Annotated in this window: 12 protein-coding genes; 6 read left to right on the top strand and 6 right to left on the bottom strand. The window is 53.9% G+C overall.

Going from position 1 to position 17,699, the window contains the following annotated elements; genetic code table 11:
- The first annotated feature begins 455 nt into the window (after positions 1-455).
- From OHL22_RS21765 to OHL22_RS21780, 4 genes are all read left to right on the top strand, one after another.
- Positions 456-1,034 (top strand): hypothetical protein, encoded by a 579-nt coding sequence (locus tag OHL22_RS21765; protein WP_263341855.1) that lies wholly within the window; start codon positions 456-458, stop codon positions 1,032-1,034.
- Positions 1,035-1,129: 95 nt separating this feature from the next.
- Positions 1,130-1,885, top strand: coding sequence for a hypothetical protein (locus OHL22_RS21770; protein WP_263341857.1), 756 nt, complete (start codon positions 1,130-1,132; stop codon positions 1,883-1,885).
- An 85-nt stretch (positions 1,886-1,970) separates the two neighbouring features.
- Complete coding sequence (locus tag OHL22_RS21775; RefSeq protein WP_263341858.1) at positions 1,971-3,599, top strand: carboxypeptidase-like regulatory domain-containing protein; 1,629 nt, start codon at positions 1,971-1,973, stop codon at positions 3,597-3,599.
- Positions 3,596-4,258: a hypothetical protein gene (locus OHL22_RS21780; protein ID WP_263341861.1), complete on the top strand. Its 663-nt coding sequence runs from the start codon at positions 3,596-3,598 to the stop codon at positions 4,256-4,258. The genes OHL22_RS21775 and OHL22_RS21780 overlap by 4 nt, the downstream gene beginning before the upstream one ends.
- A gap of 60 nt (positions 4,259-4,318) precedes the next feature.
- Here the strand turns inward: OHL22_RS21780 and OHL22_RS21785 are convergent, their stop codons facing one another.
- The 3 genes from OHL22_RS21785 to OHL22_RS21795 all read right to left on the bottom strand — a co-directional run bounded on the left by OHL22_RS21785 (position 4,319) and on the right by OHL22_RS21795 (position 8,228).
- A complete protein-coding gene (locus tag OHL22_RS21785) occupies positions 4,319-5,215 on the bottom strand; it encodes a TIM barrel protein (protein ID WP_263341862.1) in 897 nt (298 codons plus the stop codon).
- Between the two features lie 176 nt (positions 5,216-5,391).
- Positions 5,392-7,449, bottom strand: a complete 2,058-nt coding sequence (locus OHL22_RS21790; RefSeq protein ID WP_263341864.1) for a cell envelope integrity protein TolA — start codon at positions 7,447-7,449, stop codon at positions 5,392-5,394.
- A 140-nt stretch (positions 7,450-7,589) separates the two neighbouring features.
- The gene (locus tag OHL22_RS21795) at positions 7,590-8,228 is read right to left on the bottom strand and encodes a gamma-glutamylcyclotransferase family protein (protein ID WP_263341866.1); all 639 of its coding nucleotides are present in this window, start codon (positions 8,226-8,228) and stop codon (positions 7,590-7,592) included.
- Between the two features lie 250 nt (positions 8,229-8,478).
- Between OHL22_RS21795 and adh the strand changes: the two genes are divergently transcribed.
- A complete protein-coding gene (gene adh / locus OHL22_RS21800) occupies positions 8,479-10,011 on the top strand; it encodes an aldehyde dehydrogenase (protein ID WP_263341867.1) in 1,533 nt (510 codons plus the stop codon).
- 149 nt (positions 10,012-10,160) lie between these two features.
- On the opposite strand, the gene OHL22_RS21805 is transcribed toward adh, so the two are convergent.
- On the bottom strand, positions 10,161-13,544 hold the full coding sequence (locus tag OHL22_RS21805; protein ID WP_263341868.1) for a TonB-dependent receptor: 3,384 nt from the start codon (positions 13,542-13,544) through the stop codon (positions 10,161-10,163).
- Between the two features lie 495 nt (positions 13,545-14,039).
- Here OHL22_RS21805 and OHL22_RS21810 point away from each other — a divergent pair, with 495 nt between their 5' ends.
- Entirely contained in the window at positions 14,040-15,176 is a 1,137-nt protein-coding gene (locus OHL22_RS21810; RefSeq protein ID WP_263341869.1) for a redoxin domain-containing protein, read from the top strand.
- Here the strand turns inward: OHL22_RS21810 and OHL22_RS21815 are convergent.
- Positions 15,151-16,182, bottom strand: a complete 1,032-nt coding sequence (locus OHL22_RS21815; RefSeq protein WP_263341870.1) for an ROK family protein — start codon at positions 16,180-16,182, stop codon at positions 15,151-15,153. The genes OHL22_RS21810 and OHL22_RS21815 overlap by 26 nt on opposite strands.
- Positions 16,183-16,236: 54 nt before the next feature.
- Positions 16,237-17,613: a sugar porter family MFS transporter gene (locus tag OHL22_RS21820; RefSeq protein WP_263341872.1), complete on the bottom strand. Its 1,377-nt coding sequence runs from the start codon at positions 17,611-17,613 to the stop codon at positions 16,237-16,239.
- Between the last annotated feature and the right edge of the window lie 86 nt (positions 17,614-17,699).

Raw genomic sequence — 17,699 nt, forward strand, 5'->3', positions numbered from 1 at the left:
ACTTTTACTTCTTCTTCCCATTTCGGAACGAGACTCGTAAATCAAAGAATTATATTTTGTGAAATGCAAGAGCTTTAAGGTGTAAAGTACTTTCGTAATCTATCCGGATCATTGCAATGAGAGCTTAATGAAACCCAACTCTCAAGGTACCGGATAGCTCACCAAGACACTTGTGTCTTAAGGAGAAGTTATGCCTCACATGCACGATCCTTGGACTATCACCTGACAATAAAAAAAACAGAAGACACGGAGAGACACGGCGTAATTTTCGAAGTTACTTATTTCTTTGCACAACACAAACAGCGCCAAGAGATGTGCCTCCGTCAAACGGATTAACTAAAACTCAGGAATTAGCTGGAGCTCGAAAAAACCGTGAAGCATGCTCATCCGTGATGCAAGCCAGGCTTCTGATGCGATAAGTCTTTTTCCAGCCTTCCTTTCAAGGAGACAGCCGCATGAAAACCTCACGCAGATTGCTTTGCCGTTTGTGCCGCATAACCACCGCTGGCCTGATGCTCTCAACAGTGTGCATGGCCTTCGGGCAGGTCAACTCGAATTCAGTCGCCATTTCACTCACTGCGACATTAGGTGAAGTGCTCAGTATTTCTGCCACTCCTTCGTCGGTCTCATTCACCTTGGTACAAGGCGCCACTGCAACCGGTTCCAGCCCCGTTGCCATTCAAACCACATGGCTCTTGCTGCCTACGCGTGCCAATCTCATTCTCGACGGATACTTTTCTTCTGCGACTGCTGCGTTGACGGACGGAGCTACGACACCTGATAACATCCCCACCTCATCAGTATTGGGAGAGGTTCCCACCGGCACGCCAACCACTTTCACAGCGTTTACCCAGAGCACCGCCCTTGGACCGACCGGAGCAGGCCTTACGCTTTTCACTCTTCCGTTGACTGCTCTCAATCGCGCCGGAACGCGCACGGATAATCTGAGCCTTGAAATTAATTTAAGTGCTTTGCCGCAACTACCCGCAGGTACTTATACCGGAACGCTTACGCTACAGGCACAAGCGCTTTAAAGCAGATTCCAATCGGCACCGTAACACAAAGAGCTTTCCGGTGCCCCTCACAGCGTATTCGCTTTGCTCAAAGCTCTCTCGTACGGAGGGGGATAATGGCAGCCGAATCCAACCCGCTTCGAACATCTCCTCATCTAGGCTGCTGCTGGCTTGGTCTTTGCCGGCTTAGTCTTTATTTGATCGCGGCATTGGCGGCCCCAAAGGTAGTGCATGCTCAATCGATCCAGCCAGTCATTGTTGAATACACAGAAAAAGCCAATGGCAAATTCGAAGTCACCAATGACACCCTGACTCCGATGGCTATCGTGCTCGAAGTGAAGAGCTTTAGCATTAAAGCCGATGGTCGCGGTGTCTTTCGTCCGCTCGATCCGGGAATACATGTCAAGCTCTCGACAACCAGTCTTCGTCTGGAGCCAAAACAGACATACTACGTCTTCTACAAAGCAACGGCCGATGCGCTTCCCGCATGGTTTACTGTCTACGCGACCTTTACTCCCATCGAAGGCAAAGAAGGGCTAAAGGTACGCATCATGCTGCCGCACACGGTCTATCTTTATCAAAAGAAGCCCCTCGGCAGAGAATCCATCCACATCGACAATGCTCTTTTCTCGGCCCCCAAAAGCACCGTTCTCTGTGATCTCGAAAACAGCAGTACCGCCCTCGTGCGCGTACAGCAGGTACGTGCCGTGGCCGGTAAGACTTCTGTTGTTGTAGCCGGGTTTCCTCTATTGCCCGGCAGCATGCGGCATCTTTCCATTGAATGGAAAGAGAGCGCCCCACCACAATACCTGTTGCTCCAATTCCCCCACTTTGAGGTCAAGGAACCGCTCAATTTTGCGGGTCCCAGATGAACTGTCGTTCTCTGAGGGGTATCCGTTGTATCCCTATGTACGCGTATTCATCATCTCGATAACCATAAGCTGCGGTGCACCCCGAATGCTTAAGGGACAGGTCTTCGAACTTTCGGGAGGCAACTCATCCCTCTATCAGGCAGGCGGGGGAGCGCTTTCCATTCATGCGCCCGACACCGAGTTCACCTTGGGAGCGGGAACAGTCGATGGTCATCTGCTCGAAGGGGCGCGCATGCTCAGATCGACTCCTCACGGAACATACATCGCTGGAGATGAACGCTTGGATTTCCGCCTGCCCACAGACATCTTCGACACGAGTCACTATCTTCAACTCCGAGGTCTTGGTTATCGCAGCCAGCACCTCGGTACAGACATGACTTTATTCGCAGGCGGACTTTCGCTTGATTACAGCAGTCCCCTCTTCGATGGAGCTAAACTCGATGCGCCAGCCGGAGTGCTCTTTCTCCGCAAGAGCCTCAACCCACACTGGCAAATCTTCTCGGATACGGTTGTTTCCAGCAAATCAACCCAGATAGAAGCATTACAGTGGACGCCAACTCCGAAGATCGAAGTTGCTGCCTCAGCGGGAATGGGCGCTAATCAGCTCTTTGGCGCGGCCAGCATCAATATGTCTCGAAAACTCTTCGACCTCAAGGCTGCATACATCGCTGCCGGCAACGAGTTCCATCGCATCACAGTTCCTTCTCCATTGCTCGCAGAGCCTGATCGCGAAAATATCCTTGCCGTTTTCAAACCGTGGAAGTTCTTGACTCTGACGGGCAGCCATCAGAACTTCCTTGTCCCTCAATATCCCAATCCCACCGATCTACGCAGCTCCATCGATCAAGGCTCAGCTTCTATACACTTCTTCGACACCCAACTCGGGGCCACTCTGTATCGCTCCACGTACACTCCCGTGCCGAACGAAGAAGAATCGAATCATGCGGCAGCACTCTCGGCAACACGTAATTTCGGAGAGCGTCTCCGCATCAACGCTGAATATCTTGCAAGCCATTCACCGGGCACAGCCGCGCAGTCCACCTTTTTCTCCACACTGACCGAAACCCTGACTGCACGCATCTCGGTCAATGAGAGCATCACCTATTCCGATGGCCATACCGGCATTAACTTCGGTGGAGAGTTTCTCTCCAATCGCCTCTCGTTCAGCTCTAGTTACGAGACGTTTTATATCCCCGCGAATAACACCAATCCTTTCGAGCAGGTACTGCTGCTGGATGTAAAGCTCCGCATGATGGGCCGTCTGCTGCTGCATGGCGCAACCTTCGTAGACCCCACCGGGCATCTTCGCTATACCGCGGATGCCAACAGTGTTTACTCGCGGTCGATGGCTTCATCGGAACAACATGAGGCTCCATTGGGAAAGTTCATCCTGCAGGGTTGCGTGGTAGATGAGCATGGATCTCCAGTGGAAGGAGCGGCAGTGCTGATCGACGAAGCTCCGGTCTATACAGACTCGGGCGGCTGTTTTTCCATGCGCGAAAATCACCAGCACACCCATCACCTGCGCGTAGTGCTCTCGCAGTTTCTCATCGGCGGAAACTGGCAGATCACCTCCGCGCCATCGACCATTACCAGCGTTCCAGAAGAACAAAGTGGACAATCCACAGTCGTCGTCTCTGTTCGTAAAGTCCGCGAGGTCTCCTCAAATGGCACAAAGTCAACACAACCCGCTACAGGGAATGAGCGCCAATGAAGAGACATATGATGCAACAGTGGAACTCTGCATCGTATCCAGTCGAGCCCAGGTTTGTGCCGCGAAAGCTCGCACACACGCCGATGAAAGCTTTGAGCGTCCTGATCGTCAGCCTGTTTTTCTCCTCTCCAAACTTTGGCCAGGCAGTCCGCGTGCAGACAAGAGCTTTTCGTGTGCGCCCTGAATTGGTCTGCTTGCTCTGCACACTTACGGTTAGTGCCACACCTGCCGCCGTCAGTTTCAATCTGGTGCAGAAAGGCATAGCGGCCGCAAGTTCTTCCATCACCGTTACTACAACGATGACTGGCATTTCCGCCCTAGGCAGCCTCAATCTCTACGGTTACTTCAGTTCTTCTTCCGCTGCACTCACCGACGGCCAGTCAACGCCGGACAACATCCCTTCTTCAGCCGTTCTCGGCAAAATGCCGACAGGTATTCCGACTAGCTTCACTCCGTTCACCGGCTCTTATGCGCTTGGCACCGCAGGAGCAACGCTGGAGCTCTTTTCTACCTCCAGTCTGCTCTCTGTGGGTTGCACTCCCAGCGGCGCAAGCTGCCGCACCGATACGCTATCGCTTGAAATCAACCTTTCAAGCCTGCCCCAGCTACCCGCAGGAACCTACCACGGAACCCTTATCTTGCAGGCAGAAGCAATGTAGTTTCGAAATTCGAACTCGTCATCAAGGCGTGAAAATATGCGGTTCCACCGATGCGGTGTTTCAGGATGACAAGGTCATAGACTTCATCGCTTCGATGGCCTCAATACGCGCCTTTTTGAGCGTAGCGACGGCATCTTCTGACGGATAGAACTCCATGGTGATGAACTTGTCATATTTGAGCTGCGCGAGTTTGCGGTAGATATTGCGATAGTCTATTTCGCCGGTACCAGGCTCATGCCGGCCGGGAACATCGGCGATGTGTACGAGAGCGACAAGATCGATGTTCTGCTCAAGCTTCTCAATGAGGTTTCCCGCTCCGCGCTGCTCGTGGTAGAAGTCGTACAGCACGCGGACATGCGGACTCGCGACCGCACGGGCAATGGCGAAGCCCTCGCTCACGCTGGTCATGTACATGGTTGGGCTTTCAAGAACATCGATCGGTTCAATGACAATCTGAACATCATTGGCGGCGGCGAGATCGGCGGCGCGCTTCAGATTCTCAACACAGGCTTCATGCTGTGCCGTGGGCGAAATCGAGTCGATGCGAGGCCCTGATTTCAGATTGACCTGCGGGCTCTCCAGCGCCTTTGCGGTTTTGAATTGCTCCGCAAGCTCGGCAAGAAGCGCGCTGGTTCCATTGGGATCGGCGAATCCTGATTTGACGCCGCTGATCATATCGAAGCGCATGTGAAGCGAGCGCATCCTGGCCATCACCCGCTGCATCTCGTCGCTCGACCATTTGTGAAACTCACCCACCAGCTCAACACCCTGATAGCCGGCCTCGGCAACGATTTCGAGACAGCGGTCGAAAGCTGCCAGCTTCTCAAGAGTCCAAAGCATGACAGAGAAGTTGGGTTGCGCCGGAAAGGGAGAAGAAGTGGTTGGTAGCTGCGCGCGAAGAAGCGATGGGCTGAGACCTGCTAGGGCAATGAACTTACTGAACTCTCGACGATTCATGACACTTCATCTTACGACGCCGATGGATGAATATCGATGAGGCTTCGAGAAACGTGGAAAGGATGCGAGGCGGGTTCGTGCAGCGCACGAATGCGGTGCCCACATCTCAAAGACGAGATGTGGGCACCGCCGTGGTTTTCATTCAAATCCGAGCACCCGCCCGCGGCCCGATAGAGTTAATCCTTCAGCAAATTTGTTTTCAAACTCTGGAGCATAGACCAGCAAGGAACCGGCATCTTTTGGATCTCTGGCCCCCAGCCTCCACGTCGCTCCCAGGGGGTGAGATCAATTCTTTGTTCCTTAAGGTTGACTTTGCAATTTGGAGTCCAGGTATTCCTATCTTGTTGCGTGCTGCAAACGACAAGAGTTCCGTCTGCACATGGAGACAAAGCATTCACATCAAAACCATCGTGCCAACCCGTGGTATAAGTGATCCACCTGGGGCTTGGAAGTTCCCTATTCTTACAGCGTATGACCGAGGTGTGTGGAGCACACGCCAGGCCTTTCGATCCGAATACCCATAAACAATACGCATCGACCGCGATACCGTTGTATCCATCCCATGGAGATGGCACATCCACCCATGAGTTATCCAATGCCACCCAGATGTTACGGCTGCTACGATATCCTCCATAAATGATTTCATGCAGACCGGAGCGCATCGCCGCTGCATCGGGATCGTCGGGTAAGGACATCCTAATATCGCGCACCAAAGCGCGAATATGCAGAAGCCCGGCAGCGGTATGAGGCTCCCAGTTAATCCTCTTCACTGTGTTGTCCGCGTTGGCCACGTGAATATTCACATAGTTATACCCTGTAGAGTGCGCGGTGTAGATTCTGGTCCTTTTTGGGTCCTCAAAATCCGGCAACGCCCAGGCGTCTACACAATTAGCAAATTGCCTTGTACCGCCTCCGATGTTGTCATATTGATGCCCCTCTTCCATCAGCCGAACCCCGTCGTAGGGGTCGCCCTTAGTCGAATGGACCCGATAGCGCGCGATTGACGTTGGGCGATCCTCACAAGCAATCATTTCGTATACCGGGGTCAATGAGCCCAATTGAGCCCTGGGAACGTTAATTGAAAAACCTTTCAGCCATCCCGTGTTTTTCTTGTAGTCCCAGCCGATTCCATTCTTTCGTCCGGAGGCAACATACAGTACGTTGCCGTAACTGGCCCAGGGCGCCATCAATACGTACAGCCCTCGCTCTTGAGCTGCCGGCGAGGTCTCCTTCGCAAGCCGAAGCGCTTCATTGTTCCAAGGCTTAAATTTGTTCGTGAGAAACTTCAGGATAGGCTTCAGTCCCTCCACGACCGCAGTGTGAACGAGTTTTCTCGTGCCCTTGCTGAGGGGACTCGCGGTATTGCTCTCTGAGGTCAACGCCTCCAGTCTGGCTATCTCTTTCGGGTTGGCCAGACAATTAAGCCTGGTATTTGCGGTCATCAAATGAATGTATTCCTGGCACCACGCACCTAAGACTTCCGGCCATCTTTCCTTCTCCTGATTTTCCGTGAGCTTGAGCCATCCTCCTACCTTCCAGTTTTCAAAAGCCGCGGCATTAAGCTGGCCCTGTTGGTCAATGACACCAATTTCGAGCGCCTTCACGTCTGTCCGGAACTTGTCAGCGTCTGCCTCTGTGTTAAGAGGCAGCGCCAGAATTGCACGAATCTCCTCCCGTGTTTTGTCCAATTCTTCTGTATAGATGTTGATGGCCGAATGAATCCCTGACAGGTTGGCCAACTCCTTTTCAGCCTCTATCGTTTCAAGCATCTTTTGGATCTGCTCGCCCAGCGACGGTTGTTTCGGCCCAAAGAATGCGAGAATCTGTCCGACGCAGGAGAAAATCGCGCCCACAACCGCCCCAACCCCTGCGCCTACAGGGCCGGCGAAACTTGCAAATATCGGGACGACACTTGCACAAATATCCATGATCGCCGCCGCGCCGGCTAAATTGTCGCCCTTTTTGAAGGCTTCGGCCGCAGAAAATGCCCCCTTCGTAATGCCAGGCAGAGCCTTGGCTATGGCGTCAGCGGTCTCTTTAAATTGCTTTCTTGTAGCGTCGTCCAGGGCCTTGTCGTCGGCTTTAGTCCGCGCATCCTTGTATTCTGCCTCAATTTTTGCAGCCTCCGACCACATGAACTGCGCTTCGGCCGGGTCCATGCCCTCGAATTGCACGTTCATTAATAACTGCAGGCTTTTTTCAAACTGAATATCCTCAGGTGTTCGCTCTGGCATGATTCAATCCCTTCTCAAAGAGAGTCCTAGGCTATACAACGAAATTTGAAAGATCCACCGTACTTGCCGGCTCACATTGAATATCCGTGAAGTCAGTAGATCGGTGTCAGATAAACCGCCTGGAATGCGTTCGCCATTGTTTACCATCGCCCGGGAGCGAGCTGGATTTCGGTGAACAACGTTGGAAGATGCTTCTGGAGCAATTTATCGATTGGCGTGAATAACGGAACGGTGGTGAATGGCCGACGAGGGTTGACGCGATCGTTCTCCCAGTACTTCGACCACTCCTGAGTAGAGGTGATGAACTCACCAGCGAAGCCAGTAGTTTCTGGAAACCCCTCCTCAATCTGAAGACAGCCGGTCAGACAGATATCGACGTAGGATTGCACGATGGGAAATTGGGCCGTTGGCAAACTTTGCTCTCGCTGCCCCGGTTTGAAATCGTTGACATACATCCAGACCCTGCCTTTCGGCGCGGGACCGCCAGTGAGCATCTCTATGGCACTCGTGATGTCTGTGGGGGTATAACCCTGCTCGCGTTTGTTACTGGCTTTCAATTCCTCTTCACTAACGGCGTAGACAACTCCGTTGATGGATGCGGAAGGCTGGGGGATGGCTCCGACAAAGGTGGTTGTGAAACCGATGGAGCCAGTTCGGGCCCACCACCCGCGGACATAACCGCGAACCCGGGCAGGTAAGACATATCTGGCTGCAGGCGTCGTCCTCATCCGCGATGCCTGTTCGATCAACGAACCTATTCCAAAGATGTATTCCTGCACAATTTCCTCCCAATCTCACGGTGCGTGGGAAATACTATTCAGAACTACTTGATAAGTGAGTTAGAACAACTCAGTACGAGAGATGAACTTATGTCTTTTGAGTGCGGGCACAATAGTAACCCATTTCCTGTGAATATTGCTTACTTCCGTGAGATTATTCCGTTTGACCGGGGTTGATGCTCGGGGTGTATGATTGCGCGCCGTGGGAGATGTGTGCGATTTTTCCGCATCTCCGGAACGAGGTGCATCCATGGCGACAATTACGTCTTTACAACCCGGACTTTTGGGTGGAAGCCGGCATGGCTTTCGCGAGCGGTATGGAAACTTCATCGGCGGCGAGTGGGTAGCCCCGGTTTCCGGCCAGTATTTTGAAAACGTCACGCCAGTAACAGGCAAAGTCTTCTGCGAGATTCCTCGCTCAAACGCAGCAGATATCGACAAGGCGCTCGATGCAGCGCACAAGGCAAAGCACGCCTGGGGACGCACCAGCGCAGCGCAACGCGCCGTAATCCTCAACCAGATTGCCCAGCGCATGGAAGACAATCTCGAAGTTCTGGCCGAGGCCGAGACCTGGGACAACGGCAAGCCAATCCGTGAGACACGCGCCGCCGATCTGCCGCTGGCCATCGACCATTGGCGTTACTTTGCCGGATGCATCCGCGCGCAGGAAGGAACGATCTCAGAAATCGACCACGACACGGTGGCGTATCACTTCCATGAGCCGCTTGGTGTGGTAGGCCAGATCATCCCCTGGAACTTCCCTCTTCTGATGGCAACGTGGAAGCTGGCTCCGGCGCTGGCCGCAGGCAACTGCGTGGTGATCAAGCCAGCGGAACAGACCCCGGCGAGCATTCTGCTATGGGCTGAGCTGATCGGCGACCTCCTGCCAGCGGGCGTGCTCAACATCGTCAACGGCTTCGGCCTCGAAGCAGGCAAACCGCTCGCATCCAGCAGCCGCATCGCCAAAATCGCCTTCACCGGCGAAACAACAACGGGTCGCCTGATCATGCAGTACGCAAGCCAGAATCTGATTCCAGTAACGCTGGAACTAGGCGGCAAGAGCCCCAATATCTTCTTCGATGACGTGACCCGCGAAGATGATGACTTCCTCGACAAAGCACTCGAAGGCTTCACAATGTTCGCGCTCAACCAGGGCGAGGTTTGCACCTGTCCGAGCCGAGCGCTGATTCAAGAAAGCATCTATGAGCGCTTCATGGAGCGGGCGCTGAAGCGTGTTGCTGCCGTGAAGCAGGGCAATCCACTGGATTCATCGACGATGATTGGCGCACAGGCCTCGAACGAACAGCTTGAGAAGATCCTGAGCTATATCGACATCGGTAAGCAGGAAGGCGCAAAGGTGCTGGCTGGTGGCGAGCGAGCAAGGCTTGAGGGTGATCTCGAAGAGGGTTACTACGTAAAGCCCACCGTCTTCGAAGGCAACAACAAGATGCGCATCTTCCAGGAAGAGATCTTCGGCCCCGTCGTTAGCGTGACCACCTTCAAGAACGAAGAGGAAGCGCTGGCAATCGCGAACGACACTCTCTACGGTCTGGGTGCCGGCATCTGGAGCCGTGATGCAAATCGCTGCTACCGTTTCGGGCGAGAGATCCAGGCAGGACGCGTGTGGACCAATTGTTATCACGCATATCCCGCGCACGCAGCGTTTGGCGGATACAAACAGAGCGGTATCGGTCGCGAGAACCATCGCATGATGCTCGACCACTACCAGCAGACCAAAAATATGCTGGTCAGCTACAGCCCCAAGGCGCTCGGATTCTTTTAGAGCCTTAACGCATCAGACAGACAAATCCCTCGGATGCGCTAGTGTCCGAGGGATTTGTGTTTTCAAGCAGAACAATTGCCAGAAAAGAAAACGCGCCGCAGTCGATCTGACTGACTGCGGCGCGGCTGAGAACCAGTTTGCTGCTTCGCTTAGAAGGCGTACTTAAGCGAGAGCTGCGTGGAGCGGTTGTTGTTCACGGTTCCGGTGATCTGGCCGAAACTACTATCCGTCATGGTGTTGTCGGGAGCGGCGTAGTCGGCAATGTTAAAGGCGTTGAAGAAATCAGCACGGAAATCGAGACGCTGCTCGTGCCAGACCTTGAAGGTCTTGGCAATTGACATATCGATGTTCTGGAAGCTGGGTCCGCGCAGAGAGCCCGGACGCAGTGCGCCAAAGCCATTGTTCGGTTGCTGTTGGTAGACACAGGTACCGTTGTCCTGGTTAGGACCGCAGGACGTTCCCTGCACCTCAGTACCGTAGTAGGCATTGATCGATTTGTTGACGACATGCAGCGGACGCAGCTGATTAGGCCTCGCAGCTCCGGTAAACGCATCAACCAGGGTTGAGTAGTTGGCCGGCGATGCAACCGTAACCGGGAAACCGGAGTAGTAAACATCCGCGCCGGACAGCTTCCAACCGCCTACTGCCTCATCAAGTACGGAGTTCATGCCGCTGCCAAACATCTTGCCTCGGCCGAATGGAAGCTCGTAAACACCGGTAACGGAAATGTTGTGACGAGTATCCATACCGGCGGGGCCCCATTCTGCGCCCATGTCGTAGATGTTCTGCTGGTAATACTGACCGCTGTTGATGTTGCTGACACCATAGAAACCGATGTCATCGGTAAGCGATTTTGAGAGAGTGTAGTTCGCCGTCAGTTCCAGGCCATTCGTCAGGCGCTGGCGGAAAACTGCCTGCAATGCGTTGTAGTTGCTCGCCGATTCGGTCTGTGTAATCTTGAGCACGCCGTCCTGACCAACGATGTTCGCATAGGGCGCAGTTGCCCCAGGAGCGGTGAGCTGGTTACCCCAGAAGGGATCGGTAAGGTGATGCCCCAGAATGCCGACATATCCAAGTTGAATCGTAGAAGCCTTCGCAACCTGATACTCGGTCGTGAGGCTGAACTCCTGCGTGATCGCCGGCTTCAGATCCTTAGGCCACACATAGAAAGTGGTCGTCGGCACCTGAGTGGTCGGGAAACCTGCTGAGGTCTGGTAGAAGGTTCCAGGTGAGTAGCTGGTAACAGCCCCACCTGCATTGGTTGTACCGGTTGGAGTCACACCCTGCTCTTCAAAGTCTGTGTGGAAGGGAGGATTCTGCGTCAGACGCAAGTTAGCGCCGGTGCCTTCGAGATAGCTCGATATACCGTAACCTGCGCGAACCACGAACCGCGGGGTCACCTGATATGCGAAGCCGATACGAGGCTGGAACTGGGTCCAGGTCGGGTCGTAGAGTGCGCGGCTGGCGCCGTTCACGCCTGCATACTCGATCTGTCCGGTATCCATGTTTACGTTGGCTTCTTTGTTGTTGACTTCATAGATTGGCTGGTCGAACTCCCAGCGCAGACCCAAGTTGATCGTGAAGTTGCTCAGGATCTTCCAGTCATCCTGCACGTAAACGCCATCGCGCCACTGACGCTGACCGGTACGACCTGTCACTGCACCAATCGCCACATCGTTGGAACGATCAAGGATGAAGTCCGCAAAGGGGTACGGTGTGGGGTTTGCCTGGAAGGGATTCTCCACATACACGCCGTTGTAGTTGAACTGGCCTAACTCGCCGTCGTTGCCAGGGTAGAAGCTGTTCTGCTGGTAACGAATGAACTCAGCACCGAACTTCAGCAGGTGCTTACCCTTTTGCCATGTAAGTGCATCGGAATATCCAAAGATATTGTCGATGAAGACTTCAGGTGTCGGGTTTGTACCGAAGCTGCTCGGATTACCAGCCGAGCCGGAAACGCTGAAGTTCTGTAGGCTGAAGCCGGCGGTCTGCTGCGGATTGCTGGGAATACCAACAACCTGATTGCCAGTGAGGCCAAAAATTCCGCTCGGGTCAGTAGAAACACCGCTGTTGAACCGAATACGGCCGTAGTTCGCGCTGAACTGGTTCACGATTGCAGGAGTGAACGAGTGTACCCAGTTGGACGCAAAGAAATGGTCTGGATAACTACTCGCGCTCGGGAACTCAACCGGAACAGGATCGGCTGTTGTTCCGTCTTCTGCATAGCCCTGAGAGTAGCGGAATGAAAGGGCATCACGGGTACCAAGATGCCAATCGACCTTTGCATCTCCTTGATCGTTCGTCGCGAAGCTGCCCGAAGGACCTACAAAATTGTTAAAGATACCGGTCGGATCGGTCGTTGGGTTATTCGGAAGTGGATAAGCGTTCGTGTTGCTAAACAGATATTGAGCAACTGGATTGTTGATCGGAATCTGGTTATTCGCATAAGGCGTAGGCTGCCCCGTCGCAGGATTTATATTCTGCGTGTCGTAGAGCTGAATTCCCTGCGAAAGAAGCGCTGAGAGATCACCAGTACGAAACGCTGCTGGAGCTATGCTGTAGTCCGTGACACCGCCGACATGGGTACGGAATCCGAGATAATCTACAAAGAAGAACAGCTTGTCCCGGAAGATTGGACCGCCGAAGGTGCCGCCGAACTGCGTGGTTGTGTAGGGATTTTTGGGAAGCGGCGTTGGGTTGTTATCGTTACTCCAACTATTAGCGTCCAGCTTGTAATCCTTGAGGAAGCCGTAAACGCTGCCGTGCCAGCTGTTGGTGCCGCTCTTGGTTACAGCGAGAACCGTGCCGCCGTTGACATTGCCGAATTCGGCGTTCGCGTTGGAAGCGATAACACGTACCTGCTCCAATGCTTCGGGGCTCGGGTTGTACCCCAGCGTGTTGTTGATGTTCTCGTTGATTTCCTGACCGTCGAGCAGGTAATTGTTTGACTGCTGACGGTTGCCGTCAACTGAAACTTCATTGCCGGCATTGGTCGACCGCTCCATCGAGTTGTTGCTGCCGTAGGAGTTGAAGCCCGTAGAAACAGCGCCCGGCGTGTACACCGTGAGCTGGCTAAAATCCAAACCGTTCAGAGGAACGTTTGCGATCGTGTTCTCAGTAAAAGTTTCACCGAGTGTGGCGCTTTCTGTATTAAGAATCGGCTCATATTGATCGGAGACCTCAACCGAGGTTGAAGCCGCACCTACCTTGAGCGCAATGTCTACCTTCGCGGTCTGATCGATTTCCAGTGGGAAGGGACCGTAGTTGGCCTTGTTGAATCCAGAGGCTTCTACTGTGATGGTGTAGTTGCCAATCTGAAGGAACCGGATGGAGTACTCACCGGCCGGGTTTGTCGTGTCTTTGGTTTGAACTCCAGTTGCTGCATTCATTGCTGTTACGGTAGCGCCCGCAACGATTGCACCACTGGAGTCTGTCACTGTGCCGCGAACTGAACCTGTTACCGTCTGTGCCATCGCTGAAAGCGAACAGCCCAGAACAATCAACGGGACGATCCAGAAACACAAGCGCTTCATAATCCATGCCCCCTTTGTTAGGTTTCAGAAAAAAGGTGTGTTCAATACTTCGCAAAGGCGTACTTAGCACCTTCGCGTGAGAGCTGCATGAGAAGGGCGCTATCTCACCGGTAGAAGCCGTAAATTCCGATGAAAAAGCGTTATGCGAACGCTACATGAATATTTGACGGAAAACAAGATCAATTTGCTTTAAAACGATCAAAAGGTAGATCGTATCCCCCTGAAACCGATTTACCCATTGAAGTTCTCGCCCGCACATTTCAAACAAAAGATTGAGTTCTGATCGCCGAGCGGGAAAATGATTGCGCGCAGTTCAATCACTGATACATACTTAACAAACATTAGTAAGGAGCTGCGAACGGCGTGCAACTGGACACAATCGCAGCGGAAACGCTTGAAATTCAGATAGATGTGTGGGCTTAACTGGTGTCCGCTTCGTCCATACTGGGACAGTCAAAATATCCGAAACTGGACAGAACAGGGAGTACATTCAAAATGCGTCGTTGGTTGCAATTTCTCGTTTTGTTGCTCGTAGCTCCGGCCTGCGTGGCCGCTGCTTCGCACCCGATCCTTCCGATCGGTTCGCCAGCGCCGGACTTTTCGCTTCCAGGCGTCGATGGCAAGATGCACCGCCTGAGCGACTACGCCTCCAGCCCTGTACTCGCCGTCGTCTTTACCTGCAACCACTGCCCTATCGCTCAGATGTACGAGCAGCGCATCCAGAAGCTCTACGATGACTACAAAAACAAAGGCGTGGCAGTCGTCGCTATCGAGCCAAACGATCCAAAGGCCATTCGCATCGACGAACTCGACTCATCCGATATGAGCGACACGCTCGCCGAGATGAAGCTGCGCGTCGCCTATAAGCACCTCACTTATCCCTACCTATATGACGGCGACACTCAACAGGTGACGCGCGCCTATGGCCCGCAGGCAACGCCGCACGTCTTCCTCTTTGATCAGCAGCGGCATCTGCGTTACGAAGGCCGCTTTGACGACAACTTCCGGATCGAAAAGGTAAAGAGCAATGACGCACGCAACGCCATTGACGCACTGCTGGCGAACAAGCAAATTGCTGTCACTCACACAGGCGTTTTCGGTTGCACTACCAAATGGAGCGAGAAGCAGGCAGGCAGTGAAGCCGCACTGCAAAAGATCGACGCTCAGCCGGTAACGCTGGATATGGTTTCCAAGGCCGGTCTCGCGAAGCTGCGCAGCAATCCAACCCACCAGCTCATGCTGATCGACTTCTGGGCAACCTGGTGCGGATCGTGCATTGCGGAATTCTCAGATCTGCAGGATACGTTGCGCATGTATCAGGATCGCGACTTTTCGCTCGTCACCGTCTCCGCCAACACGCCAGATGAGCGTGCCGCTGTATTGAAGTTCCTCGAAAAGAAACATGCCACCAGTAAAAATCTGCTTTTCGATACCGACGACACCACCGGCCACCAGACAGCCTTCGATCCCAAGTGGGACTCGGCAGTTCCCTACACCGTCCTCTTATCGGCAGACGGCAAGGTGCTCTACAAGGAACTGGGCACGGCAAATATGCTCGAACTCCGCCGTACAATCCTCGCCAATCTGCCCGCCGCATACATCGGCTTTAAGCAGTACTGGCAGGGACATTAGGCGAAATAGCCGTGCTACTGGCTATGATCTGCCGAGCTTGCTGCACTACTCCTGTCAGCTGCGCATCCCCACCCAGTTGGCTCGGCCTGAGTTCCACATCAAACCGCAGTCCAAGTTCCTCGATATGTTTTCGCGTCGCTGCGATATAAGCTGCATTCAAACCAACACTGCCGCCAAGAATGAAAAGCCGGCAATTCAAAATCATCGCGAGGTTGCAGATAGCATAAGCAAGCGTCTGCGTTGCCTGTTGAATCACCTTGCAAGCGAGCAACTCACCTGCCTGAGCATGTTCAATGATCTCTGCGGTGTTCAAATCCTGAGGCAAATCCGTCTCAGCTTTATCCCATCGGCTCGACCACAGCGAACGAATTCCCTCACCACCAGCAACAGCCTCCAGCGGCCCAGGCTCGCCAGGATCTACCGGTGCAGTCGAAGTGCCGGGCACCATCATGTAACCAACTTCACCCGCACGCCATGTATCGCCACGAATCAGTTCGCCGTTCAGCACAATGCCCGCGCCAATCCCCGTGCCGATCGCGAGAAAAACAAAATTCTTCACATCCCGACCAACACCACTACGAGCCTCACCAAACGCAGCCATGTTCACATCGTTATCGACAAACGCCGGCACATCCAGCGCAGACTCCAGCAATGCCTGCAGCGGCACATCACGCCAGCCCATCAAATAAGACGTAGCAATAACAACGCCGTGCTCCGTATCTGTCACACCCGGCGCACCCGCTGCAATCGCCTGCAACGCCTCGCGTGAAGCGGAACGCTCCGCAAGCAGCTGATCGACTCCTTTGCAGATAAGATCCACAATCTTCTGAGCATCACGAATGCCTGCCGTGGAGCATGTCCAGCGCGAAACAATCGCGCCGCTCAAGTCAGCCAGTGCAACGCGCAGATTCGTTCCACCGATGTCTACACCTGCGATATAGTGACCAACCTCAGCGGAGCTTCGCTTACCGGATGAGTCGTTGCCATTTTCATTCCATAACTGCATTCGTTCAAAGACCTCTTGTGCTTCGTGATGCAAAATCAAATCAGCGCGCAGCGTCTACGCTGTCGCCGATGAACCGGATGCACTGATGCTTTCCAGTTCAATGCCCTTTGTCTCAGGAATAACAAACCGCACAAACAACAGCGTGAGTACACAAAAACCTGCATAAATAGCGAACGTTGCACTATTCCCGGCTGCCTGGATCAGCGAGAGAAACGTCAGAGAAACAAGAAAGTTTGATGCGCCCGATCCGAGCGTCGCCGCTGCGGCTCCGCGCCCGCGCAAGCGAAGGGGGAATACCTCGGCAACCAGAATCCACGCAATCGGACCCATACTGCATGCAAAACATGCAATGTAGACCATCAGACAGCTCATCGCCACGACACCAAGCATCGGGCCGGCCATCGCCTTACTGTGGAAGGCAAATGACAGCACGACAAGCGAAAGAGTCATGCCACCGACACCGATATAAAGCAGCGGCTTGCGCCCGATCCTATCCACCAGAACCAATGCAATTACCGTAGCGAGCACATTGACTGCCGCCACAAGAAACGTCGCCCAGATTGCAGCCTTGTCCGAGCTAACCCCGGCCAGCGAAAAAATGCGCGGCCCGTAATAGATGATGGTGTTCACACCTGTCACCTGCTGCAGCACCGTAAATCCAACGGCAATCAGCAGCGAACGACGCACTGTGGGCGTAAACAGCGCGCTCCAGCGCCGCTCGACCGCAACACTTAGGCTGCGCTCAATCTCCTGCAATAGGGCTTGCGCTCCCGCAACATCCGAAACCGCGCTCAGTACGCTAAGTGCATCCTTCCGGCGTCCGTGCGCCACCAGCCAGCGAGGGCTCTCCGGCACAGTAAGCACTAAGACTAGAAAAAGCACGGCAGGCGCGGCTCCCAGACCAAACATAGTCCGCCACGCATGAGACCCCGCCAACTCATATCCCGCAAGGTCAGCCAGCGCTATGCCCAGCGTAAGCGCAAACTGATAAAGCGCGATCAGCCTTCCTCGCATATGCGGCGGTGACATCTCTGAGACATACACTGGCGCAGTGACAGAGGTGAATCCAATCGCAAGGCCAAGCAGTACGCGCGCGAAAATCAGCGTCCACACATCGGGCGAGAGTGGCGCGAGCAGCGAGCCAACCGCGAAGACCGCACCACCCCAAAGCAGAATTGCTCGCCTTCCAAATCGATCTGACGCGGCGCCTCCGGCTACCGCGCCAACCAGCGAACCGATCAGCACCACGCTGACAACGACCTCCTCCATCTGCGTTGAGAGCGCAAACGTAGAGCGCACATAAATCAACGCCGCAGCAATAATGCCCATGTCATAGCCGTAAAGAATGCCGCCGAGACCGGCGATCAACGACACCTTCCACAAAAATCCGTGGCGAATCACCGGTGCACTGATAGAGGTGGCATTCGGCAATGGACGCTCCAGGCAAAGAAAAATGGTGCTTCAGCCAGTGTAGATTCGATCCGGTCCACTTTGTAAATAAACTTGCATAAGCGGCG

The organism is Acidicapsa dinghuensis, assembly GCF_025685685.1.
Taxonomy (GTDB): Bacteria; Acidobacteriota; Terriglobia; order Terriglobales; family Acidobacteriaceae; genus Acidicapsa; species Acidicapsa dinghuensis.